This window comes from Pseudomonas capsici (assembly GCF_017165765.1).
GTDB classification, from domain to species: Bacteria; Pseudomonadota; Gammaproteobacteria; order Pseudomonadales; family Pseudomonadaceae; genus Aquipseudomonas; species Aquipseudomonas capsici.
On the sequence record NZ_JAFGZD010000008.1, the window covers coordinates 133,010 to 154,624 of the forward strand.

Annotated in this window: 26 protein-coding genes; 11 read left to right on the forward strand and 15 right to left on the reverse strand. The window is 59.7% G+C overall.

The features are described from left to right. Positions 1–897 carry an EamA family transporter gene (locus tag JSY17_RS13535; RefSeq protein ID WP_206401931.1) on the forward strand — a complete coding sequence of 299 codons (897 nt, stop codon included), beginning with the start codon at positions 1–3 and terminating at the stop codon, positions 895–897. Positions 898–968: 71 nt separating this feature from the next. Then, positions 969–1,808, forward strand: coding sequence for a glutathione-dependent disulfide-bond oxidoreductase (gene yghU, locus JSY17_RS13540; protein ID WP_117184821.1), 840 nt, complete (start codon positions 969–971; stop codon positions 1,806–1,808). A 164-nt stretch (positions 1,809–1,972) separates the two neighbouring features. Here yghU and JSY17_RS13545 read toward each other — a convergent pair whose 3' ends face one another. Continuing rightward, complete coding sequence (locus JSY17_RS13545; protein ID WP_117184820.1) at positions 1,973–2,968, reverse strand: PDDEXK nuclease domain-containing protein; 996 nt, start codon at positions 2,966–2,968, stop codon at positions 1,973–1,975. A gap of 198 nt (positions 2,969–3,166) precedes the next feature. On the opposite strand from JSY17_RS13545, the gene metC reads away from it, so the two are divergent. The 4 genes from metC (at position 3,167) to dxs (ending at position 7,598) form a co-directional block, all read left to right on the forward strand. Then, positions 3,167–4,339 (forward strand): cystathionine beta-lyase, encoded by a 1,173-nt coding sequence (gene metC / locus JSY17_RS13550; RefSeq protein ID WP_206401933.1) that lies wholly within the window; start codon positions 3,167–3,169, stop codon positions 4,337–4,339. Between the two features lie 90 nt (positions 4,340–4,429). Continuing rightward, on the forward strand, positions 4,430–4,672 hold the full coding sequence (locus JSY17_RS13555) for an exodeoxyribonuclease VII small subunit (RefSeq protein ID WP_025262006.1): 243 nt from the start codon (positions 4,430–4,432) through the stop codon (positions 4,670–4,672). Continuing rightward, entirely contained in the window at positions 4,669–5,556 is an 888-nt protein-coding gene (locus JSY17_RS13560; protein ID WP_117181971.1) for a polyprenyl synthetase family protein, read from the forward strand. The genes JSY17_RS13555 and JSY17_RS13560 overlap by 4 nt, the downstream gene beginning before the upstream one ends. 149 nt (positions 5,557–5,705) lie before the next feature. Further along, positions 5,706–7,598 (forward strand): 1-deoxy-D-xylulose-5-phosphate synthase, encoded by a 1,893-nt coding sequence (gene dxs / locus JSY17_RS13565; protein WP_201013089.1) that lies wholly within the window; start codon positions 5,706–5,708, stop codon positions 7,596–7,598. A 74-nt stretch (positions 7,599–7,672) separates the two neighbouring features. On the opposite strand, the gene JSY17_RS13570 is transcribed toward dxs, so the two are convergent. The 10 genes from JSY17_RS13570 to nrdR all read right to left on the reverse strand — a co-directional run bounded on the left by JSY17_RS13570 (position 7,673) and on the right by nrdR (position 14,825). Continuing rightward, positions 7,673–8,092, reverse strand: coding sequence for an MFS transporter (locus tag JSY17_RS13570; protein WP_122369875.1), 420 nt, complete (start codon positions 8,090–8,092; stop codon positions 7,673–7,675). After that, positions 8,089–8,706 carry a GTP cyclohydrolase II gene (gene ribA, locus JSY17_RS13575; protein ID WP_117163543.1) on the reverse strand — a complete coding sequence of 206 codons (618 nt, stop codon included), beginning with the start codon at positions 8,704–8,706 and terminating at the stop codon, positions 8,089–8,091. The genes JSY17_RS13570 and ribA overlap by 4 nt, the downstream gene beginning before the upstream one ends. A gap of 104 nt (positions 8,707–8,810) precedes the next feature. Then, positions 8,811–9,320, reverse strand: coding sequence for a phosphatidylglycerophosphatase A family protein (locus tag JSY17_RS13580; RefSeq protein WP_122369877.1), 510 nt, complete (start codon positions 9,318–9,320; stop codon positions 8,811–8,813). Next, positions 9,317–10,282 carry a thiamine-phosphate kinase gene (gene thiL / locus JSY17_RS13585; protein WP_206401935.1) on the reverse strand — a complete coding sequence of 322 codons (966 nt, stop codon included), beginning with the start codon at positions 10,280–10,282 and terminating at the stop codon, positions 9,317–9,319. Before thiL ends, JSY17_RS13580 begins: the two co-directional genes overlap by 4 nt. Positions 10,283–10,300: 18 nt before the next feature. Continuing rightward, the gene (gene nusB, locus JSY17_RS13590; protein WP_117163546.1) at positions 10,301–10,798 is read right to left on the reverse strand and encodes a transcription antitermination factor NusB; all 498 of its coding nucleotides are present in this window, start codon (positions 10,796–10,798) and stop codon (positions 10,301–10,303) included. Continuing rightward, positions 10,795–11,271, reverse strand: a complete 477-nt coding sequence (ribH, locus tag JSY17_RS13595; RefSeq protein ID WP_025262014.1) for a 6,7-dimethyl-8-ribityllumazine synthase — start codon at positions 11,269–11,271, stop codon at positions 10,795–10,797. Before ribH ends, nusB begins: the two co-directional genes overlap by 4 nt. Before the next feature lie 128 nt (positions 11,272–11,399). Further along, a complete protein-coding gene (ribBA, locus tag JSY17_RS13600; protein WP_117163547.1) occupies positions 11,400–12,491 on the reverse strand; it encodes a bifunctional 3,4-dihydroxy-2-butanone-4-phosphate synthase/GTP cyclohydrolase II in 1,092 nt (363 codons plus the stop codon). 17 nt (positions 12,492–12,508) lie between these two features. Further along, positions 12,509–13,171, reverse strand: a complete 663-nt coding sequence (locus tag JSY17_RS13605) for a riboflavin synthase (RefSeq protein ID WP_117163548.1) — start codon at positions 13,169–13,171, stop codon at positions 12,509–12,511. A 47-nt stretch (positions 13,172–13,218) separates the two neighbouring features. Continuing rightward, positions 13,219–14,364 carry a bifunctional diaminohydroxyphosphoribosylaminopyrimidine deaminase/5-amino-6-(5-phosphoribosylamino)uracil reductase RibD gene (ribD, locus tag JSY17_RS13610; protein WP_117163549.1) on the reverse strand — a complete coding sequence of 382 codons (1,146 nt, stop codon included), beginning with the start codon at positions 14,362–14,364 and terminating at the stop codon, positions 13,219–13,221. Next, complete coding sequence (gene nrdR, locus JSY17_RS13615) at positions 14,361–14,825, reverse strand: transcriptional regulator NrdR (protein ID WP_025262018.1); 465 nt, start codon at positions 14,823–14,825, stop codon at positions 14,361–14,363. Before nrdR ends, ribD begins: the two co-directional genes overlap by 4 nt. A gap of 200 nt (positions 14,826–15,025) precedes the next feature. Between nrdR and JSY17_RS13620 the strand changes: the two genes are divergently transcribed. The 3 genes from JSY17_RS13620 (at position 15,026) to trxA (ending at position 17,092) form a co-directional block, all read left to right on the forward strand. Next, entirely contained in the window at positions 15,026–15,475 is a 450-nt protein-coding gene (locus JSY17_RS13620) for a hypothetical protein (protein WP_117184815.1), read from the forward strand. Continuing rightward, a complete protein-coding gene (locus tag JSY17_RS13625) occupies positions 15,472–16,125 on the forward strand; it encodes a class I SAM-dependent methyltransferase (RefSeq protein ID WP_122369883.1) in 654 nt (217 codons plus the stop codon). Before JSY17_RS13620 ends, JSY17_RS13625 begins: the two co-directional genes overlap by 4 nt. Before the next feature lie 94 nt (positions 16,126–16,219). After that, entirely contained in the window at positions 16,220–17,092 is an 873-nt protein-coding gene (gene trxA, locus JSY17_RS13630; RefSeq protein WP_122369885.1) for a thioredoxin, read from the forward strand. A gap of 115 nt (positions 17,093–17,207) precedes the next feature. On the opposite strand, the gene JSY17_RS13635 is transcribed toward trxA, so the two are convergent. From JSY17_RS13635 to JSY17_RS13650, 4 genes are read right to left on the reverse strand one after another with little or no spacing between them, the layout of a single operon-like run. Next, a complete protein-coding gene (locus JSY17_RS13635) occupies positions 17,208–17,567 on the reverse strand; it encodes a hypothetical protein (RefSeq protein WP_206401937.1) in 360 nt (119 codons plus the stop codon). Positions 17,568–17,609: 42 nt separating this feature from the next. Beyond that, on the reverse strand, positions 17,610–18,023 hold the full coding sequence (locus tag JSY17_RS13640; RefSeq protein WP_206401938.1) for a nuclear transport factor 2 family protein: 414 nt from the start codon (positions 18,021–18,023) through the stop codon (positions 17,610–17,612). A gap of 12 nt (positions 18,024–18,035) precedes the next feature. After that, positions 18,036–18,956, reverse strand: coding sequence for an aldo/keto reductase (locus JSY17_RS13645; protein ID WP_232849449.1), 921 nt, complete (start codon positions 18,954–18,956; stop codon positions 18,036–18,038). A gap of 14 nt (positions 18,957–18,970) precedes the next feature. After that, on the reverse strand, positions 18,971–20,032 hold the full coding sequence (locus tag JSY17_RS13650; RefSeq protein WP_117181960.1) for a type III polyketide synthase: 1,062 nt from the start codon (positions 20,030–20,032) through the stop codon (positions 18,971–18,973). 199 nt (positions 20,033–20,231) lie between these two features. Here JSY17_RS13650 and JSY17_RS13655 point away from each other — a divergent pair, with 199 nt between their 5' ends. Both JSY17_RS13655 and JSY17_RS13660 read left to right on the forward strand, forming a co-directional pair. Continuing rightward, complete coding sequence (locus JSY17_RS13655) at positions 20,232–20,825, forward strand: DUF2796 domain-containing protein (protein ID WP_117184809.1); 594 nt, start codon at positions 20,232–20,234, stop codon at positions 20,823–20,825. A 79-nt stretch (positions 20,826–20,904) separates the two neighbouring features. Beyond that, positions 20,905–21,615: an ABC transporter ATP-binding protein gene (locus JSY17_RS13660; protein ID WP_200986267.1), complete on the forward strand. Its 711-nt coding sequence runs from the start codon at positions 20,905–20,907 to the stop codon at positions 21,613–21,615.

Consider the following 21,615-nt stretch of genomic DNA (forward strand, 5'->3'; position numbering starts at 1 on the left):
ATGAAACTCCACCATCTGCTCCTCGCGATCCTGGTTACTGCCCTCTGGGGCCTTAACTTCTCGGTCATCAAGCTGGGTCTGACCTCTGTCGATCCGTTCATCCTTGCAGGTCTGCGCTTCACGCTCTGTGCGCTGCCAGCAATCTTTTTCATTCCCAAGCCTGATGTCGCGTGGCGTTACATCATCGGTTACGGGCTGATATTCGGCATAGGCCTGTGGGGTGTCGTCAATCTGGGGATCAAGACCGGGCTGTCGGCGGGGATTGCTTCGCTGGTTCTGCAGTTCAGTGCGTTTTTCACGATGCTGCTGGGGGCCTGGGTGTTCAAGGAGACCATCACGCGCTACCAGTTGGCCGGGATTGGCGTTGCGCTCTGCGGACTGTCAAGCATCATCTTCATTGCGGACGGCTCGGTCACTGCGGCCGGGTTGGTGTTGGTGCTATTGGGCGCGGCGGCCTGGAGTGTCACGAACATCATCAATAAAAAAGCCGGGACCAAGCAGGTATTTGCCTTTCTGGTCTGGTCCAGTGCCTTTTCGCCAATTCCGCTTTTCCTTCTGGATTACCTCGTCAACGGCACCAGCGGTTACTCTGCGCTGATAAACCAGATCGACCACCGCGCTGTTCTGTCGATCCTGTTTCAGGTTTACCCCAACACCCTGTTCGGCTACTGGGTCTGGAACTCGCTGCTCAAGCAATACCCGGTGTCCACCGTTGCACCATTGTCATTACTGGTACCTATATTCGGGATGCTGGGCTCGGCGGTCATTTTCGGAGAAAGCCTGTCGCCGATGAAAATCGTTGCCGTGGTCCTGATCGTATCGGGTCTGGCCGTCGGTCTTTACGGACAACGCATTCGCAATGCCTTGTTCGCTGGCCGCAGTCGCCCTCTGGCCTGATCGATGAGTCATGAACAACGGACAGCATCACCGGTCGAAACGATCATCCTCAAACATTCCGAGGTTCCCGCATGAGCACTACTCCTTACACGCCTCCAAAGGTCTGGCAGCCTGCCTCGTCCGGCGGCACCTTCGCCAATATCAACCGCCCGGTTGCCGGTCCCACCCATGAAAAGGAACTGCCGGTCGGCAAGCATCCGCTGCAGCTCTACTCGCTGGCCACACCCAACGGGGTGAAGGTCACTATTCTGCTGGAAGAGTTGCTGGCACTTGGGCACAGCGGTGCCGAGTATGACGCCTGGCTGATCAAGATTTCGGAAGGCGATCAGTTCTCCAGCGGTTTTGTCGGAGTCAATCCCAACTCCAAGATCCCTGCGTTGCTGGACCGCAGCCAGGAGACGCCAGTGCGGGTATTCGAGTCCGGCTCGATCCTGCTTTATCTGGCGGAGAAGTTTTCCAGCTTCCTGCCAACCGATCATGCTGGCCGGACAGAAACCCTGAACTGGCTGTTCTGGCAAATGGGTGCGGCGCCGTATCTGGGCGGCGGTTTCGGGCATTTCTATGCCTATGCACCGGAAAAGATCGAGTACGCCATCAACCGTTTCGCGATGGAAGCCAAGCGTCAGCTGGATGTGCTGGATCGTCGCTTGGGCGAAAGCCGTTATCTGGCCGGCGATACTTACACCATCGCCGACATCGCCGTGTGGCCATGGTATGGCGCACTGGTGCAGAACACTGTGTATTCCGCAGCGGAGTTCCTGTCCGTGCATGAATACCCGAACCTGCTGCGCTGGACCGAAGAGATCGCTGCACGCCCGGCAGTGATACGCGGCAAGAAGGTCAATCGCACATGGGGTGATGAAGCGGATCAGGTTCCAGAGCGGCATCAGGCGTCTGATCTGGACAAGTGACATGTGCCCAGAGGCTAACTAATAGAGAAATGCCGATCAGTTAAGGTGCAAACAAACCTGTAGGAGGCAGCTTGCTGGCGAAAATGGCTGAAAGCCGACTGCGTACGTACGTGAAGTCGCCAGCAAGCTGCCTCCGACAAAGTGACGACCTTAACTGATCGGCATTATGGCTTCAGGGTGTCCAACTCATCCGACAAGGCTGCTTCGATCTGGGCAATACTCGGCAGACTTTGTGTCAATGTCTCCGGCAAGTCTCGCAGTAACTGATATTCCGCGACGCCCATGGGTTTACCGAAGCCGGATAAAGCATAATCCGCGACCAGACGATTGTGCTGTCGGCATAACAACAGGCCGATGGTGGGCTTGTCATCGTCAGCCTTGATCTGCGCATCGACCGCGGCCAGATAAAAGTTCAGTTGCCCGGCGTGCTCGGGCTTGAATGATGTGGCCTTGAGTTCTACCACCACATAGCACTTGAGCCGGGTGTGGTAGAACAGCAAGTCGATGAAGAACTCGTCACCCGCCACTTCCAGCCGAAACTGACGCCCTACAAATGCAAAACCTGCCCCCAACTCCATCAGGAAACGGGTGATGTGCTGAATCAATCCATTCTCGATCTCTCGCTCCCGGGCGTCATTACCCAGGCCAAGAAAATCAAACAGATACGGATCCTTCAATACTTGCCGGGCAAGAGCCGAGTCATCGGAGGACAAGTGCATATCGAAGTTGGAGACGGCCCCGCCCTGACGCAGGTGCAAGCAGCTCTTGATATTGGCTTCCAGCGTGCTGCGCGACCAGCCATGCTCCACGGCTTGCGCCGCATACCACTCTCGATCCGGGGTGTTATTCAGCCTGGTCAGCAGGGTTACGATGTGGAACCAGGGTAATTGGTCAGCAGGCTGCTGACCAAATTGACCATCAGGGCAATGCTGTGCAAAAAAGCGCATGTATTTAAGGTTGCTGGCAGACCAGCCTTGCATATCAGGGAAGGCATCTTTCAAATCATCAGCCAATTGCTGGATAACTTTTGCTCCCCAACCCTGATTCTGTTGCCGTTGCTGGATATCCAGCCCAATCCGGTGATACAACCTGACCAGCTCACTATTGACCGCCAGAGCCGCACGCTGCCGCGCCCTTTTGATATCGCCCTTGAGCGACATTAACCAATCGCTATATCCCTCAGGCTGAACAGACGTCGTACTATTGCTCACAAACCACCTCTTCTATCGCTCAAATACAAGAGGCAGCGCATGATAATCACCCGTGACGGCAGGCTGTATGCAGGATGCTTCTGAATCTTGTGTCTCCGCTGTCCGGCAAGCTGAAATCCCTTTTTCCAGGTAGTTCGGAGCCCCGCAATGCCCCAAGACAAAGACCCGCTCGCTCAGACTGCGCTGTCCCAATCTGGTCGTAGCGCCAGCAGCGGGCCGGGCATTGCGGTCAATCCGCCAGTGGTGCGCATGAGCACCGTACTGTTCGACAGCCTGCAAAGCCTGCGTGAAGCGGAGGCGCGGACTGCCGGGCCGGATCGTTCGCTGACCTACGCGGCCAATGGCAATCCGACAGCCTTTGCCTTGCAGGATCTGGTTTCCGAACTTGAAGGTGCCCACGGCACTTGCCTGTATTCCACAGGACTGGCCGCAGCAGCACAGATGTTTCAAGCCTTTGTGCGTCCCGGCCAGCATGTGTTGATCACCGAGGCGGTATACGGCCCGATTCGGCGACTGGTCAGGACCTGGATGACGGCCTTCGATATCGAATTCGATTACTACGCTGCCGATGGCAGTAACGTCGAGTCGCTGATCAAGCCCAATACACGCATGATCTATGCGGAGGTGCCCGGTTCGCTGACGTTCGACATGTGTGATCTGCGCGCCCTGTCGCGACTGTGCAAGGAGCGCGCTCTGTTGCTGGCGGTGGATAACTCCTGGGGTTCAGGGGTGCTGTTCAAGCCGCTCGAACTGGGCGCGGATATTTCGCTGATGGCCCTGACCAAATATATCGCCGGACACTCGGACGTGATGATGGGCAGTGTCAGCACCACCGAAGCGCACTGGAAAACCCTCAAGACCATGAACACCGCCGTGGGCAATACCGTAAGCCCGGACGATGCCTATCTTGTGCTGCGCGGTGCCCGAAGCCTTGCGGCACGCATGAAGATGCACGAGAGCAATGCCCTGCAGGTCGCACAATGGCTGCAAGGCCATGAGCAGGTTGCTCGTGTTCTGCATCTAGCCTTGCCGGAGGATCCGGGACATGCCATCTGGAAGCGGGACTTCCATGGCTGTAACGGTTTGCTGAGTTTTGAGTTCAAGACCACCGACCGTCAGGTGCTGGACCGGTTTACCGGAGCCTTGAAGCTGTTCGGGGTCGGTTATTCCTGGGGCGGCTTTGAAAGTCTGGTGTCCGAGGTGGATCACTATGGTGCCCGGGAGCAGGGTCTGCCGATGCTGCGCCTGCAAATCGGCCTGGAAAACCCGGATGATCTGATCGAGGACCTCAAAGCCGGATTTGCAGCAGCCCTGAGCTGACGGCCAGTCATTCTGCCCGTTCAAGCGTTTGCCCCGCGGCCCCGGCTCTGCTAGTGTCGCGGCGGTTTAATCTTCACCGGGAATGCCGCCATGGCCCGCAAGAAAGCTGCACTGGATTTCGAACAATCCCTTACCGATCTGCAAACGCTGGTTGAGCGTCTGGAGAATGGTGAGCTGTCGTTGGAAGACTCATTGACCGCTTTCGAGCAAGGCGTTCGCCTGACACGTGACTGCCAGAATGCCCTGGCCCAGGCCGAGCAGAAGGTGCAGGTGTTGCTGGAACGCGATGGCGAACTGGCCGAAGAGCCCTTCGAAGCGGATCAACCCGAATGATCGCGAGCTATCAGGCGCAAAGCCAGGCTCGCGTCAACGCGGCACTCGAAGGTCTGTTTGAAGCGCCGGGCCCGGAGCTGACCCGGCTTTATGCCGCCATGCGTTACAGCGTGATGAACGGCGGCAAGCGGGTACGCCCGCTGCTGGCTTATGCAGCCTGCGAAGCGCTGGGCGGTGTTGCCGAAGAGGCCAATGGTGCCGCCTGTGCGGTCGAACTGATCCATGCCTATTCGCTGGTGCATGATGATCTGCCGGCCATGGACGACGACGACCTGCGTCGCGGCCAGCCCACTACTCATAAAGCCTTCGATGAGGCCTGTGCGATCCTTGCGGGCGACGGCCTGCAAAGCCTGGCTTTTACTGCCCTGCTCGATCCGCGCCTGAGTTCACGCGATGCCGAAACCCGCTTGCAGATGGTCAGCACACTGGCCGTGGCCGCAGGCCCCGCGGGCATGGTGGGCGGGCAAGCCATCGATCTGGGTTCGGTAGGCTTGAAGCTCGATCAGGCAGCACTGGAATTCATGCATCGACACAAGACCGGTGCGCTGATCGAAGCCAGCGTCAGGCTCGGCGCACTGGCCAGCGGTCATGCCGATCAGGCGCGACTCGATGCCTTGCAGGTCTATGCTCGCGCCATTGGTCTGGCCTTCCAGGTGCAGGACGACATTCTCGACGTCGAAAGCGATACCGCGACCCTGGGCAAACGCCAGGGCGCCGACATTGCCCGCGACAAACCGACCTACCCCGCGCTGCTTGGTCTGGAACCTGCCAAACTCTATGCGCTGGAGCTTCGCGATCAGGCGCTGAACGCGCTGCAATCTTTCGACGCCGCCGCAGAGCCTTTGCGAGAGCTGGCGCGTTACATCGTCGAACGCCGCAACTGATACAGACAACCGAACGTCAGACCTGATGAATCAACAGCGCCAAATCAGGTCTGATTTTCCATACCCGCGTATCTGCAGGATGCACTTCATGGGCAGCTTGCGATGCATAAGGTAAACTGCCGCCTCTTTTACTTATAACGATTCGCCTGATGCCCACGACGTTCAAAGAGATTCCCCGCGAGCGCCCGGTTACGCCGTTGCTTGACCGTGCAGATACACCGGACGGCCTGCGCCGCCTGGGTGAAGCCGAGCTGGAAACCCTGGCCGATGAACTGCGCCTGGAGTTGCTCTATTCCGTTGGCCAGACCGGCGGGCACTTCGGTGCAGGCCTTGGCGTCATCGAACTGACCATCGCCCTGCATTACGTGTTCGATACCCCCGATGACCGTCTGGTCTGGGATGTCGGTCATCAGGCCTATCCGCACAAGATCCTTACCGGCCGTCGCCAGCGCATGACCACTCTGCGCCAGAAGGACGGTATTGCCGCGTTCCCGCGTCGCAGCGAGAGCGAGTACGACACCTTTGGCGTCGGGCATTCCAGCACTTCCATCAGTGCCGCGCTGGGCATGGCGATTGCCGCCCGCCTGCAAGGCAGCGATCGCAAGTCCATTGCAGTGATCGGCGATGGCGCCTTGACCGCGGGCATGGCTTTCGAGGCGCTGAACCATGCACCGGAAGTCGAGGCTGACATGCTGGTGATCCTCAACGACAACGATATGTCGATTTCGCGCAATGTCGGCGGTCTGTCCAACTATCTGGCCAAGATCCTTTCCAGCCGTACCTACACCAGCATGCGCGAAGGCAGCAAGAAAGTGCTGTCCCGCCTGCCCGGTGCCTGGGAAATCGCCCGACGCACCGAAGAGTACGCCAAGGGCATGCTGGTCCCCGGTACGCTGTTTGAAGAGCTGGGCTGGAACTACATCGGCCCTATCGATGGCCACGACCTGCCAACCCTGATCGCTACCCTGCGTAACATGCGTGACCTCAAGGGGCCGCAGTTCCTGCATGTCGTGACCAAGAAGGGCAAAGGTTTCGCGCCAGCCGAAGTCGATCCTATCGGCTATCACGCCATCACCAAGCTCGACCCGCTGAATGCACCCGCCGCGCCGAAAAAAGCCAGCGGGCCGAAGTATTCGGGTGTGTTCGGTCAGTGGATCTGTGACATGGCCAAGGCTGATTCACGGCTGGTGGGCATTACCCCGGCCATGAAGGAAGGCTCCGATCTGGTGGAGTTCAGCGAGCGTTTCCCGAGTCGCTACTTCGACGTGGCGATTGCCGAACAGCACGCGGTCACCCTCGCTGCCGGCATGGCCTGCGAAGGCAGCAAGCCGGTGGTCGCGATCTACTCCACCTTCCTGCAGCGCGGTTATGACCAGTTGATACATGACGTGGCGGTGCAGAATCTCGACGTACTGTTCGCCATCGACCGCGCCGGTCTGGTGGGCGAAGACGGCCCGACTCATGCCGGCAGCTTCGACCTGTCTTACCTGCGCTGCATTCCCGGCATGCTGGTGATGACGCCAAGTGACGAAAACGAGCTGCGCCAGATGCTCAACACCGGTTACCTGTATGTCGGCCCGGCGGCTGTGCGTTACCCGCGTGGCACCGGCCCGAATGCAGTGATCGACAATGGCCTGCAACCCATCGAAATCGGCAAGGGCGTGGTTCGTCGTTCGGGCAAGCGCGTTGCCATGCTGGTGTTCGGCGTGCAACTGGCCGATGCGCTGGAAGTCGCGGAAAAACTCGATGCCACGGTGATCGACATGCGTTTCGTCAAGCCACTGGACGAAGCCCTGATCCGCGAAACGGCAGCCAGCCATGATTTGCTGGTGACCATTGAAGAAAACGCCATCATGGGTGGCGCGGGCGCGGCGGTCAGCGAGTTCCTGGCGCGGGAGAATATCCTCAAGTCGGTGCTGCATCTCGGCTTGCCCGACATCTATGTCGAACACGCCAAGCCCGCGCAGATGCTGGCCGAGTGCGGGCTGGATGCCGAAGGTATCGAAGCGGCGATCAATGCACGGTTGGCTCTGATCAACTGATCGTGGGAGGCAGCTTGCTGGCGACAAAAGTCATGTCGCCAGCAAGCTGCCTCCCACAGATTTGTGCCTGGGCTTTATCCCAGTTGCGGCGGAATCCGGTACAGGTAGAACAGCGCCACGGTTGAAAGTGCGAGCAGAAATACCGGCACCGGCTCAAGCCCGATAAACAGCGCGCCTGCGGCAATCCAGGCCGGAATCCCGGCAAACAGGAAAGCAATGCGCCGAGTGGCGGCCAGCTTGAGCCAGGCTGCGGTTTCTTCAGGTGTATCGAGTGCCGCCTGAGTCGCGATCAAGGCGCGCTTGAAGGCGCCGAAAGGCTTGAGGCTGAGGAACATCGATGCGACACCGGCGATGAACAGCGGCATCGCCAGTACATGGATCATGAGTTCGCCTGTATCCAGAAAGATGCAGACCACCAGCAATGGCGCAAGACTCAGGCCCAGTTGTTGCCACCAGGCCAGCGCCATCCGTCTGCGCACATTGTTGCGATTCACGCCGGATCGACCTCACTCTGGTGCTCATTGCCCATCATGTGGCCCAGTTTGCCGGCCTTGGTCGCCAGGTACAGTTTGTTGTGCGGGTTTTGGCCTGTGTGCAGCGGTACACGCTCGGCCACCTTGATGCCCATGTCGGTCAAGGCTTTGACCTTGCGCGGGTTGTTGGTCATCAGGCGCAGGGAGTCGACCTTCAGATGTTGCAGCATCGGCAGGCAGATCGCGTAATCACGCTGGTCAGCCGCAAAGCCCAGACGCTCGTTGGCTTCAACGGTATCGGCACCGCCATCCTGCAATTCGTAGGCGCGGATCTTGTTCATCAGGCCGATACCGCGCCCTTCCTGACGCAGATACAACAGAACACCACGACCTTCGGTGGCAATGGCGCGCAGTGCGGCTTCAAGTTGCGAGCCGCAGTCGCAACGCTGGCTGAACAGAGCATCGCCAGTCAGACATTCGGAATGCACCCGGCCTAGAACAGGAGCGCCATCGGCAATGTCGCCCAGGCTCAGAACGACGTGCTCGCGCCCGGTTTCCTGCTCGAAAAAGCCGTTCATGGTGAATTCTGCAAAAGGGGTAGGCAGCTTGGAGGCAGCAACAAATACGACGGGCACCGTGTGCTCCTGGTAGTAGAAGACTGAGAATTCGCAAGGTCCGATTGTAACAGCACGTTCCTGAGGACGCTTAGGCTGAATTCTTACCGATTAATATCAAAAAGCTAGATCATTCCCCAGGCCCAGACCAGTCCCTGCATGGAAAACCAGGCAAAAACCCCGGCCAGCACATCGTCGATCATGATCCCGAAGCCACCATGTACATGCCGGTCCAGCCAGCGAATGGGCCACGGCTTGAGAATGTCGAAAAAGCGGAACACCAGAAAACCCACCAGCAACCATGTCCAGCCTTCGGGCACCAGCCAGAGGGTTATCCACATCCCGACCATCTCGTCCCAGACGATGCCTTCGTGGTCGTGTACGCCCAGATCGTCCGCCACCTTGCCGCACAGCCAGAAGCCGAACAGCATGGTAACGCCCAGCATCAACCAGTAACCCCAGTCCGGCAGCATCTGCCATAAAGGAATAAACGGCACGGCAACGATCGAACCCCAGGTTCCGGGTGCCTTGGGCAGCGTGCCCGAGCCAAACCCGAAGGCGAGAAAATGCCAGGGATTGGTCCAGACCGAAGGGGGTACAAACTCGGCTGAGACCTGTTCGGGGTTGTCTTTCACGCTTCACTCCGAAAATGCTGATAGCCCAGCGCGGCAGGTGTGATGTCTTGTCCGTCGGCATCCAGCAATGCAACGCCCTGCCCTTCGACCACTCGCCCGATCACATGCACCGGCCAGCCGGCATCCAGAAGGCCTGAAAGATGTTTGGGCGGCAGCGTGAAGGCCAGCAGATAATCGTCGCCGCCACTGAGCGCAGCCTGTTGTGCGTCAGGCAGATCAAACAACTGTAGCAAGGGCGTGGACATTGGCAGCTTGTCCAGCTCGACCAGCAAGCGCACAGCCGACGACTGGGCAATGTGCCCGCAGTCCGCGAGCAAGCCATCGGAAATATCCAGTGCCGCCGTGGCCTTGCCGCGCAGCGCTTGCCCCAGCGCCAACTGTGGCTGTGGCGACCAGTAACGTGTCAGCAGGGGTTCGGCAATCGAAGACTCGGTGTGGCGCTGATTCAGCACAAGAGGCAAGGCCGCTGCCGCATCGCCCAGGGCGCCACCGACACATAGCAGATCACCTTCACAAGCACCGCTGCGGGTCAGCGCCTGACCGGCAGGCACGGCACCGAACACCGTCAGCGTCAGGCTCAATGGCCCACGGGTGGTATCGCCACCTATCAGGCGCAACGAGCACTCCTGCGCCTTCAGGTTCAAGCCTTCGGCGAAGGCCTGCAACCAGGTCGCTTCGACCTGAGGCAAGGTCAGTGCAAGTGTGAAGGCCACAGGGCGAGCGCCCATGGCAGCCAGATCGCTGGCAGAAACCGCCAGGGCGCGCTGGCCAAGCAGAAAGGGGTCGCAGGCTTCGGGGAAGTGCACCCCGGCCACCAGCGTATCGGTGGAAATCGCCAACTGCTCGCCGGGTGGCAACGCCAGCAGCGCGCAGTCGTCGCCGATGCCGAGAGCAACGCCTTCGCCGTCCTGCGCACAGGGCGCGGCAGCGAAGTAATTGCGGATCAGCTCGAATTCACCCATGTGAAGTCCAGGCGCCAATCAGCGCTTGTGAGCCTTCACTTCAGCTTCGCGCAGACGCGGCGCCAGCTTGTCCAGCACGCCATTGACGAACTTGTGGCCGTCAGTGGAACCGTAGACTTTCGCCAGCTCGATGCCTTCGTTGATCACAACGCGGTAAGGCACGTCGATGCGCTTGAGCAGTTCGAACGCGGACAGGCGCAATACCGCCAGCTCGACCGGGTCCAGCTCTTCGACGGTCAGGTCAAGGCAAGGCTTGAGCGCGACATCGATTTCGGTCTTGTTGGTGGCGACGCCATGCAGCAATTCACGGAAGTAAGCGCTGTCGACGTTGCTGAAATCGTTGTCGACGCGGAACTGCGCTTCGATTTCGTTCAACGAATGACCTGCCATGTGCCACTGGTACAGCGCCTGGGTTGCGAGCTGACGCGCTTCGCGACGTTTGGCGCTCTTGCCTTTGGCTGCCTCGGGAGACTTGGCGTCACGCGGGTTGAACTGATCGCTATCGTCGGAAATCACTTGGCCTCCAACTGCGACAGCAGACTGACCATTTCAATGGCAGACAATGCAGCTTCAGCGCCTTTGTTACCGGCCTTGGTGCCGGAGCGCTCGATGGCTTGCTCGATGGAGTCGACAGTCAGTACGCCGAAAGCGACTGGAATGCCTGCATCCATGGAAACCTGAGCCAGGCCTTTGACACATTCGCCGGCCACGTATTCAAAGTGCGGAGTGCCGCCACGAATCACCGCGCCCAGGGCGACGATGGCCGAGAACTCTTTGCGTTGGGCAACTTTCTGCACAACCAGAGGAATCTCGAAAGCACCCGGGGCACGGATGATGGTGATGTCGCTTTCGCTCACGCCATGGCGAACCAGCGCATCGACAGCGCCGCTCACCAGACTTTCCACGACGAAGCTGTTGAAACGGCCAACCACCAAGGCGTAGCGGCCTTGTGGGGCGATGAAGGTACCTTCGATGGTCTTCAAGGTCATTGGTGAGTCTCGTATTAAAGAGCAAGCCCGCCTTGGGGCGGACTGTCAGGGATTGTAGGCCACGAATCTGGACTGCCAGGCCGGAACATGCAAAACACAGGTGTCAGCACGGACCGGCCTGCCGGTATTTATTCGGAGGGCACGTATTCTACAACTTCCAGATCGAAACCGGATATCGCATTGAACTTCATTGGTGAACTCATCAGGCGCATTTTGCGCACGCCGAGGTCACGCAGGATCTGGGAACCGGCACCAACCGTGCTGTAAGTGGTCGGCGTCTTGATGACCTGCTGCCCGGCAGTTTCCCGGATATGGGCCAGCAGGACATCGCCATCGAGCGGGTGACCGAGCAACAGAACCACACCGCAGCCCGCCTCGGAAACCGCAGACATTGCGGCTCGCAGGCTCCAGCGGCCGGGCTGTTTGACCATCAACAGATCGCGCAGCGGGTCCATGTTGTGGACACGGACCAGGGTCGGTTCTTCTGCGCAGATATTGCCCAGGGTCAACGCCAGATGGACGTCGCCTTCGACGGAATCGCGGTAGGTCACCAGGTTGAAGTGGCCCAGTTCGCTGTCCATTGGCTGCTCGGCAATCCGCTGAACGGTACGTTCGTGGATCATCCGGTAGTGAATCAGGTCGGCAATGGTGCCGATCTTGATGTCGTGCTCAAGGGCAAAGGCTTCGAGTTCGGCACGACGGGACATGGTGCCGTCGTCGTTCATCACTTCGCAGATCACGCCGCTCGGCTCGAAACCGGCCATGCGTGCCAGATCGCATGCTGCTTCGGTATGTCCGGCGCGGGACAGGGTTCCGCCTGCCTGAGCCATCAACGGGAAGATATGCCCCGGGCTGACGATGTCTTCAGCCTTGGCATCCCTTGCCGCTGCCGCCTGCACGGTGCGGGCACGGTCGGCGGCGGAAATGCCGGTGGTCACGCCTTCGGCAGCTTCGATGGACACCGTGAACTTGGTACCGAAACCCGAACCGTTGCGCGGGGCCATCAGCGGCAGCTTGAGGGTTTCGCAACGCTCACGGGTCATGGGCATGCAAATCAGGCCACGGGCGTACTTGGCCATGAAATTGATGTGTTCGGCTTTGACACATTCGGCGGCCATGATCAGGTCGCCTTCGTTCTCGCGGTCTTCATCATCCATCAGGATGACCATCTTGCCCTGGCGGATGTCTTCAACCAGTTCTTCGATCGTGTTGAGCGCCACTCGGCACCCCCTTCAATTCAGGATTTGAGGTAGCCGTTCTCGGCCAGAAAGCTTTCGGTGATCCCGCCATGGCCTGGCTCGGCAGCCTTGTCACCCAACAGCAGGCGCTCCAGATAGCGCGCCAGCAGATCCACCTCAAGATTGACCTTACGGCCCGGGCGGTAGTCGGCCATGATGGTCTCGACCAGGGTATGCGGCACGATGGTCAGCTCGAACTCCGCGCCATTGACCGAGTTGACGGTCAGGCTGGTGCCATCGACGGTAATCGAACCCTTGTGGGCAATGTACTTGGCCAGCTCGCGGGGAGCGCGCACGCGAAACTGGATCGCACGGGCATTGTCTTCGCGGGAAACGATTTCGCCCACGCCATCGACATGGCCGCTGACCAGATGGCCGCCCAGGCGGGAGGTCGGGGTCAGCGCCTTTTCCAGATTGACCCGGCTGCCGACCTTGAGGTCGACAAACGCAGTAACGGTCAGGGTTTCACGACTGACGTCGGCCCAGAAACCGTCGCCCGGCAACTCAACGGCGGTCAGGCAGACGCCGTTGACGGCGATGCTGTCGCCCAGTTTGACGTCACTCAGGTCGAGCTTGCCGGTTTCCACATAAACGCGGACATCGCCGCCTTTGGGAGTCAGGGCGCGGATGCTGCCGATGGATTCGATAATGCCGGTAAACATGGGTCCTCCGGGAGAACAAGGCTGCGCGCTAAAGCGAAAGCCGGGAATTATACGCCCTGAGCCGGAACAGGGAGAGCAATGACTCGCCAGTCATTGCCGACTGCGCGCATTTCTACGATGTTCAGTTCCAGGGCTTCGCTCATTTGTGCCAGCGGCAGGTCAAGAAGCGGCCGTGCCGTGGAACCCAGGAACTTGCCCGCAATGAAGATCTGAAATTCATCGACCAGCCCCAGGCGTGTAAAAGCACCAGCCAGACGCGGCCCCGCCTCGACCAGCACGTCATTGACGCCACGCGCCGCCAGTTCGACCAGCAACTTGCGCAGGTCCACATGGCCGTCGTTGTTGGCCAGGGCCAGCATTTCGTGACCTTCATCGTGATAACGGCTACGGGCCGAAGCCGCGGCGCGGGTCGCAACCAGTGCGCTGCCAGCCTTGAAGAACGGCGCATCCAGCGGCACCCGCAGACGACTGTCGATCAACACCCGCAAGGGCGGACGCGTGGCGGCCAGGGCACTCAGTTCGGCATTCAGGCCCAGCTCGTCAGGACGAACGGTCAGGCGCGCCTTGTCGGCCAGCACCGTATCGGCACCCGTCAATACAACGCTCGACTGCGCTCGCAGCCGTTGCACTGCGGAACGGGCTTCGGGGCCCGTGATCCACTGGCTTTCACCGCTGGCCATGGCCGTGCGGCCATCCAGGCTCATGGCCAGTTTGACCCGCACATAGGGCAGGCCTTTTTCCATGCGCTTGAGGAAGCCCTTGTTCAGTGCCCGGGCTTCAGCCTCCAGCACACCGCACTGGACAGCAATGCCGGCATTCATCAGGCGCAGCAGGCCACGACCGGCCACTTCCGGATTGGGGTCCTGCATGGCGGCCACCACCCGGGCCACACCGATATTGATCAGCGCATCGGCACAAGGCGGCGTGCGGCCATGGTGGCTGCAGGGTTCGAGAGTAACGTACGCGGTCGCACCACGGGCCTTGTCACCCGCCTGACGCAAGGCATGCACTTCGGCATGGGGCTCGCCCGCCCGTGCATGCCAGCCCTCGCCCACAATCTGGCCGTCACGTACGATCACGCAACCGACACGGGGATTGGGATGAGCGGAATAGATGCCCTTGCGCGCCAGTTCCAGCGCACGGGCCATGTAGTGGACGTCCAGAGCTCCTTGCTCGGTCAACGCAGTACTCATTCTTTACCCGGCTCACGAGCAAGACGCTCGATTTCCTCACGAAATTCGTTGAGATCCTGGAAGCGTCGGTAGACCGAAGCAAAGCGGATATAGGCCACTTCGTCGAGCTTTTGCAACTCGGTCATGACCAGTTCGCCCACCACCAGGGATTTGACTTCACGCTCGCCGGTTGCGCGCAGCTTGTGCTTGATGTGCACAAGGGCTGCCTCAAGGCGCTCGACGCTCACGGGGCGCTTTTCAAGAGCCCGCTGCATGCCGGCCCGCAGTTTTTCTTCGTCGAAGGGCTGTCGACTGCCGTCCTGCTTGATCAGGCGGGGCAGGACCAACTCGGCGGTTTCAAAGGTCGTGAAACGCTCGCCGCAAGCCAGGCACTCGCGACGGCGACGTACCTGTTCGCCTTCGGCTACAAGGCGTGAGTCGATGACTTTGGTGTCATTGGCACCGCAGAAGGGACAGTGCATGGTGGCAGGCAACAAAAAATGGGGAGCGCCATGGTAGCGCATCCCACCGTCAAGACAAGACTCCGGGTGCATCCGAAGGCTGTTCACGTGCTGTTCATTGCGCATAAAAATGCATCCAGGCGATGTGAAACTGCCTGCATTCGGTAATACTGCATCACGGCCTTTTTATGAGCCCCTTGTATTTTTTGTTGGAGCCGTTCATGACGCTACGCCCTTTTGTCTTGCTCGGGCTCATCGGCCTGCTGAGCGCTTGCAGCAGTACCGAAGCCCCACAACCGGCTCCCGCCAAACCCGTGGCGACAGCGCCCAAGGTTCCGGCAGGTCCAGGCCCGCTGTTACCTCATCAACGGGAACTGAGCGGGCAACTGCTGGGCGTACCGGCCGGTGCGGAGGTCGAGTTGGCAGTGCTGGTGATTGACGAGCGTGGCCGCCCGCAGAAATTGCTGACCAGCACCAAACTGCAGGGCAACGGCCAGTCACTGCCGTTCCAGTTGCGCTTCAACCCCGAGGCCTTCCCGATTGGCCAGCGGGTTGAATTGCGCGGACGCGCCAGCAAATCGGGCCAGTTGATCCTGCATCTGCCTTCGTTGCGCATCGAACAACCCACCACTCAGGCCTTGGGGCAGTTGCAATTCGTCAGCGCGCCATGATCGCACCGCCAGCCCTCCAACAGTCGCTGAGCCAGTTGCTCGGCGACGCCCGGCTGGTCGCTACCGCCTTACCGGGCACCGAGCTGAAACTGTGGCTGATCGATGCCGACAATATGGACCGCGCTTTCAGCCCCGACGAAACACGCCGCATTCTGGAAGAGCCGCCTTACTGGAGTTTCTGCTGGGCCAGCGGCCTGGCACTGGCGCGCTTTCTGGCCGAGCACCCACATTGGGTCGCGGGCAAGCGTGTGCTGGATTTCGGTGCCGGCTCCGGTGTGGCTGGCATTGCCGCAGTCAGGGCCGGTGCCGCCGAAGTGGTCGCATGCGACCTGGACCCGCTGGCACTCGCCGCCTGCCGGGCCAATGCCGAACTCAATGAGGTGCAGCTCGGCTATTCGGCAGATTTCTTTGCCGAGACCGATCGCTTCGATCTGATCCTGGTCGCGGATGTGTTGTATGACCGCGCCAACCTGCCGTTGCTGGATCAGTTTCTCAGCCGTGGCCGCCAGGCACTGGTTGCCGACTCACGGGTCCGCGATTTCAGGCATGTCGCCTATCAACGTCTGGCGATGCTGCATGCCCATACCCTTCCGGATCTGGCAGAGCCCCACGAATTTCGCGACGTCAGCCTGTATCACGCCCGACGCTGAAGGACCGCAACAGGTCTTGCCCTGATACTCGCCGCTTTCAGCAATGCCTTGAGGCCTTTATAGTTGGCGGCATTCAGATTTTGCGAGACACGCAATGAGCCAGGACACTTCTTACATCTTCGAGACAACCGCAGCGAACTTCGACCAACTGGTGATCGACAAGTCGTTCGATCAGCCCGTACTGGTGGATTTCTGGGCCGAGTGGTGTGCGCCTTGCAAAGTGCTGATGCCGTTGCTGGAGCAGATCACGGCGAGCTATCAGGGTGAGTTGCTGCTGGCCAAGGTCAATTGCGATATCGAACAGGAAATCGTCGCCCGCTTCGGCATCCGCAGCCTGCCGACCGTGGTGCTGTTCAAGGACGGTCAGCCGGTGGATGGTTTTGCCGGAGCACAACCCGAATCGGAAATCCGCAAGCTTCTCGAACAGCACGTGGTCATGCCTCCACCACCGGCAGCCGATCCGCTGCAACAGGCTCAGGCGCTGTTCGCCGAAAGCCGCTTTTCCGATGCCGAAGCAGTGCTCAAGGTGCTGCTGGGCGAAGACAACACCAATGCGTCGGCGCTGATTCTGTATGCACGCTGCCTGGCCGAGCGTGGCGAATTGGGTGAAGCCCGCACCGTGCTGGATGCAGTCAAGAGCGATGCCCACAAGGCCGAACTGGCAGGCGCGAAGGCGCAACTGACATTCCTGGCCGAAGCCGCCACACTGCCGGATGCCGCCGAGCTGAAAACCCGTCTGGCGCAGAATCCGCAGGATGATGAGGCGTCACATCAACTGGCTGTCCAGCAATTGTCCCGCCAGCAATACGAAGCGGCGCTGGAAGGCCTGCTCAAACTGTTCATCCGCAACCGCAATTACGCCGAAGGTCTGCCGCACAAGACACTGCTGCAAGTGTTCGACCTGTTGGGTAACGATCACCCGCTGGTGACAACCTACCGCCGCAAGCTGTTTGCAGCGCTGTACTAAGGCGAGCAGATAAATTTTGTGGGAGGCAGCTTGCTGGCGATAAAGGCCTGAAAACCGGCAGACATTCTGCGTCTGCACGCTGAAATCGCCAGCAAGCTGCCTCCCACACAGTGATTTATGCCTTATCGGGAAGGTCAACCCAGCTATACAGCGGTGCATCCGCGCCGCTTTCGACTTTCACATGGGCGCTATGACGCAGACGCACCAGCAGGCGCTTGCCTGCTGCGGTGCTGCCGGTCAGCCCTTCCAGTTTGCCCAGCAGATCCGGCCCGCTGAGTTGCCCTGCTTCTTTCAGCAAATCCCTGGCGACCTGCCAGATCCTGTCGTCCTGGTTAACCGGCCTGCTCTGCACGACACTGCTCGGTTCGGGGGCTGCCGCCTTGAGCTGAGCCCCCAGTTGCGCCCAGTCGCCGTCATCCAGTTCCAACGTCAAATCCACGGGCCACTGGCCGATGGTTCCACGGATACGCAACATGCTCTGTCTCCTCGCTTGGCAGGCACACATGCTCCCACAGCATCAGATACAGAGCCAGCGAGCAGCCTGAACATCTCCCTCAAGAAAGCCACCAAAGGCTGCGACGTCGTAGGCATTTTCCCAGTGCTCGATGACCTTTCCTTCACGAAAACGCCACAGCCCGCAGAACGGCATGCAGATGCTCTTATCGGCCAACGTGGCGCGCAGACTGCCGAGAACCGCGCCGAAATAATCATTGGCGATGATTTCCTGCACATCCATACGAAGTGAAGCGTGCGTCATGGCAATGAGATCGACCTCATGCCGGTGCACCGCCTGCTTGCCGATGGCAGTGGGCGGACAGGCATTGCGGTCGGCCTTGTGCAACACGATGTCATCGTCCGAAAACTCGGCAATACGGGTCAGATCCTTATAGATAGCCCGCAGGGTGGCGATATTGCGCTGGCAGGTGCTCATAGCATTTCCTCCTCAGCGTTCGGGACGCCATACCGGCACCAGAAGCCGATCGACTTCTCGAACAATGGCTGATCGCTGATTCTCATCCAGCTGCACGCTCGCAGCCTTGGCGTTTTCCTCCAGATGAACGATGGACGTGGTACCGGGAATCAGCACGATATTCGGCGCATGATTGAACAGCCACGCCAGAGCCAGTTGCGAAGGCGTCAGGCCATAGTGGCTGGCAAGAGGCAGCAACGCGCTGTCAGGCCCGACAAGCGCACCATGCCCGAGCGGGAACCATGGAATGAATGCAACATTCAGCTCCAACGCCCGTTGCAATACCGTCTCATCGGTACGATCGGCAAGGTTGTAGAGGTTTTCGATGGCTGCAATGTTCGCTATTAGGTGAGCCTGCTCCAGTTGCTCAAGTGTCACGCCGGGCTGACTGGATAAGCCGATATGACGGATCTTGCCCTGCTCGCGCAAACGGACAAGCTCGCCCAGGGAGTCGGCAAGTGGCACGAGAGGATCAATGCTGTGCAGCTGGTACAGATCGATCCGCTCGACCTGAAGCCGACGCAGACTCATCTCGACCTGCTGACGCAAATACTCGGGCCGCCCCAATGGCACGATGTAAGGAGCGCCCGGCGCGCCATGAATCCAGTCGTTGGGGCCGGAGCGCAGCATTCCGCCCTTGGTGGAGATGACCAGATCCGGAGGATAGGGGTAAAGCGCCTGGCGAATGATGTCTTCGTTATCCCCCGGCCCGTAGGCATCTGCCGTGTCGATGAAGGTAATGCCCAGTTCATGAACGGCATGACGCAGTACGGCCTTGGCCTGCTCCGTATTCTCAGCAGGCCCCCACATGCCGTAACCGGTCAGGTGCATGGCGCCATACCCCATGCGCCTGACCGGCGTGTCTCCCCCCAGCAAAAAATTATCCGCAGTCAAAGATGTTGTCCCCGTCATGGCGAAACCTCCCTGTTGTTCCATGTACCCAGAGTTATTTCAGCGGTGATGCCAGGACCGAACCCGGCAATGATTCCGCGAGCTCCCTGATGAGCGCCACCGACCTCGAAAAACCGGCGCAATGCATCCAGCACGACAGCCGATGCGATGTTGCCGTACTCGCTCAAGGTGGCGCGACTGTGTGCGAACAGGGCGCAATCCACGCCCAGATAGTGCGACAGGTCATCGAGAATCCGCGGGCCACCGGCGTGAATGATGTAGAAATCCAGCTCGTCAGCCTGCCATCCATGATCGGCGGCCACCGAACGCAGCTCCGGTGCCAGTTGCTCCATGGTTCCCGGCACACGCCGATCAAGACAGAAGTGAAAACCGGTGGCCTTGACGGCGTAGCTGATCCAGTCCTCGGTGCCGGGCACCAGACGTGAGCCATTGCCCACAAGCCGAATACCTGCCCCGCCCTGGCCTCGTACCACAGCAGCCGCCAGTGCATCGCCAAACAGGCCGTTGGACAGAAGATTGCCCACCGTCATGTCGGTTGGCTGGTAACACAGCGAACAGAACTCGCAGGCCACGATCAGCACATTGGCCTGTGGATAGGCGAGACAGAAATCATGGGCACGATTGATGGCCGAGCCACCCGCCGCACATCCCAACTGAGCGATGGGTATCTGTCGCGTATCGCTGCGAAATCCCAGCTCGTTGATCATCCAGGCGGTCAGCGAGGGCATCATGAAACCGGTGCAGGACACAAAAACGATGGCATCGATCTGCCGGGCAAGCAGTCGGGCATTGGCCAGTGCCCGGTTCACCACCTCGGGGATCCGCGCCTTGGCTTCACGGGCATAGAGCAGATTGCGCGCTTCGAAGCCAGGATGCTCCAGTGTCTGCTCTATCGGCTGCAACAAGTGACGCTTGCGTACCTGGGTGTTGCGGATCAGACGGCGCACCAGCGGCAATTGCGGGTGCTGCGAATGCAGGCTGGAAACGAGCTCCAGTGTCTGCTCAAGGCTGATGGTGAACTCCGGAACAGCAACAGCCGGGCAACAAAGCGTTGGCATGGCTCTCTCCCTGAGATTCGATCCCTGCGCCCTCTTCATTTGACGTTAGGATGAATTTCAGGCGCCATGAGATTGCTTCGTCATAACTTGGGGAGCGCGTATACCAAATCGAGGACACAGAGAAAAAACAGGTCACTCGCCCCACCAATTGTTATAAGATCACATAACAGATTTTTTCAAATCATGTCCGGAGTCCTCCATGCGCCGTCTGCTTCTTGCCCTACCCTTCGCCTTGCTGCCCCTGGCTTTCGTCAACGCCGCCGAAACACACGATCATGACCACGAACACGAGCACGGCAGCCTGGGCGCGCACGAGCATGGTGTAGGCCGTCTGGATGTTGTGCTCTCCGGCAAGAACCTGGAGCTGGAATTCGAGAGCCCGGCAATGAACATTGTCGGCTTCGAGCATGAAGCGACTTCCGCCGAAGACAAGGCGAAGCTGGCCAAGGCCCGCGAGCAACTGCTCAAGCCCAATGCGCTGTTCAGCATCTCGGATGCCGCCAACTGCTCGGCCACTTCGGTGAAGCTCGAAAGCCCGCTGTTCGGTGACAAGGATGACGATCACGACGAAGACGAGCACGCCAAGGGCGGTGATGAACATCATCACGAACACAGCGAAATCAAAGGCCATTACAAGTTCGTCTGCGACGCTCCGGCCATCCTGAAAAAGCTGGACCTGAGCCAGATTTTCCTGACCTTCCCCGATACCAAGAAACTGCAGGTACAACTGATCTCGCCAAGCGGCCAGTCTGGTGCAGAAGTGATTGCGTCGAACCCGTCGATCAAGTTCTGATTACCGAGTGCTACAGAACGACCGGGCCTGGCCCGGTCTTTTACTTTCATGTACACCTCAACACACCGCGAGTCAGGCTATGACCCAAGCACTTATCGAGCTGTCGGACCTGAGCTTCAACTGGCCGGGGCATCCGCAACTGCTGGATATCCCGGCCTTTCGTCTGGAGCCTGGAGAAACCCTGTTCCTCAAAGGCCCGAGCGGCAGCGGCAAGACCACCTTGCTGGGCCTGCTGGGTGGCGTACAGAAACCGGGGAGCGGCAGCATTCGCCTGCTGGGCCAGGATCTGTCGCAACTGTCGGCGGGGGCCCGGGATCGCTTTCGGGTCGATCACACCGGTTATATCTTCCAGCAATTCAACCTGCTGCCGTTTCTCTCGGTGCGGGAGAACGTCGAGTTGCCCTGCCACTTCTCCAGAGTCCGCGCCGAACGGGCGAAGCAGCGCCATGGCAGCGTCGAGCAAGCCACCAGCACGCTGCTCGCGCATCTGGGCCTGAAAGATCCGGCCTTGCTGAGCCGACGTGCCGGTTCGTTGTCCATCGGCCAGCAACAGCGAGTGGCAGCAGCTCGTGCCTTGATCGGACAACCGGAACTGGTGATCGCCGACGAACCCACCTCGGCCCTGGATGCCGATACCCGGGAATCCTTCATTCGTCTGTTGTTCGCCGAATGTCGCGAAGCCGGTTCCAGCCTGTTGTTCGTCAGCCATGACCAGAGCCTGGCCCCGCTGTTCGACCGCAACCTGTCACTGTCCGAACTCAATCGCGCTGCCGTCGACGTGGAGATTTGA

Coding starts and splice junctions, on each gene's coding strand:
- JSY17_RS13535 (WP_206401931.1), top strand. CDS start 1: ATGAAACTCCACCATCTGCTCCTCGCGATCCTGGTTACTGCCCTCTGG.
- yghU (WP_117184821.1), top strand. CDS start 969: ATGAGCACTACTCCTTACACGCCTCCAAAGGTCTGGCAGCCTGCCTCG.
- JSY17_RS13545 (WP_117184820.1), bottom strand. CDS start 2,968: ATGTCGCTCAAGGGCGATATCAAAAGGGCGCGGCAGCGTGCGGCTCTG.
- metC (WP_206401933.1), top strand. CDS start 3,167: ATGCCCCAAGACAAAGACCCGCTCGCTCAGACTGCGCTGTCCCAATCT.
- JSY17_RS13555 (WP_025262006.1), top strand. CDS start 4,430: ATGGCCCGCAAGAAAGCTGCACTGGATTTCGAACAATCCCTTACCGAT.
- JSY17_RS13560 (WP_117181971.1), top strand. CDS start 4,669: ATGATCGCGAGCTATCAGGCGCAAAGCCAGGCTCGCGTCAACGCGGCA.
- dxs (WP_201013089.1), top strand. CDS start 5,706: ATGCCCACGACGTTCAAAGAGATTCCCCGCGAGCGCCCGGTTACGCCG.
- thiL (WP_206401935.1), bottom strand. CDS start 10,282: ATGGGTGAATTCGAGCTGATCCGCAATTACTTCGCTGCCGCGCCCTGT.
- ribH (WP_025262014.1), bottom strand. CDS start 11,271: ATGACCTTGAAGACCATCGAAGGTACCTTCATCGCCCCACAAGGCCGC.
- JSY17_RS13605 (WP_117163548.1), bottom strand. CDS start 13,171: ATGTTTACCGGCATTATCGAATCCATCGGCAGCATCCGCGCCCTGACT.
- ribD (WP_117163549.1), bottom strand. CDS start 14,364: ATGAGTACTGCGTTGACCGAGCAAGGAGCTCTGGACGTCCACTACATG.
- nrdR (WP_025262018.1), bottom strand. CDS start 14,825: ATGCACTGTCCCTTCTGCGGTGCCAATGACACCAAAGTCATCGACTCA.
- JSY17_RS13620 (WP_117184815.1), top strand. CDS start 15,026: ATGACGCTACGCCCTTTTGTCTTGCTCGGGCTCATCGGCCTGCTGAGC.
- JSY17_RS13625 (WP_122369883.1), top strand. CDS start 15,472: ATGATCGCACCGCCAGCCCTCCAACAGTCGCTGAGCCAGTTGCTCGGC.
- trxA (WP_122369885.1), top strand. CDS start 16,220: ATGAGCCAGGACACTTCTTACATCTTCGAGACAACCGCAGCGAACTTC.
- JSY17_RS13635 (WP_206401937.1), bottom strand. CDS start 17,567: ATGTTGCGTATCCGTGGAACCATCGGCCAGTGGCCCGTGGATTTGACG.
- JSY17_RS13640 (WP_206401938.1), bottom strand. CDS start 18,023: ATGAGCACCTGCCAGCGCAATATCGCCACCCTGCGGGCTATCTATAAG.
- JSY17_RS13650 (WP_117181960.1), bottom strand. CDS start 20,032: ATGCCAACGCTTTGTTGCCCGGCTGTTGCTGTTCCGGAGTTCACCATC.
- JSY17_RS13655 (WP_117184809.1), top strand. CDS start 20,232: ATGCGCCGTCTGCTTCTTGCCCTACCCTTCGCCTTGCTGCCCCTGGCT.
- JSY17_RS13660 (WP_200986267.1), top strand. CDS start 20,905: ATGACCCAAGCACTTATCGAGCTGTCGGACCTGAGCTTCAACTGGCCG.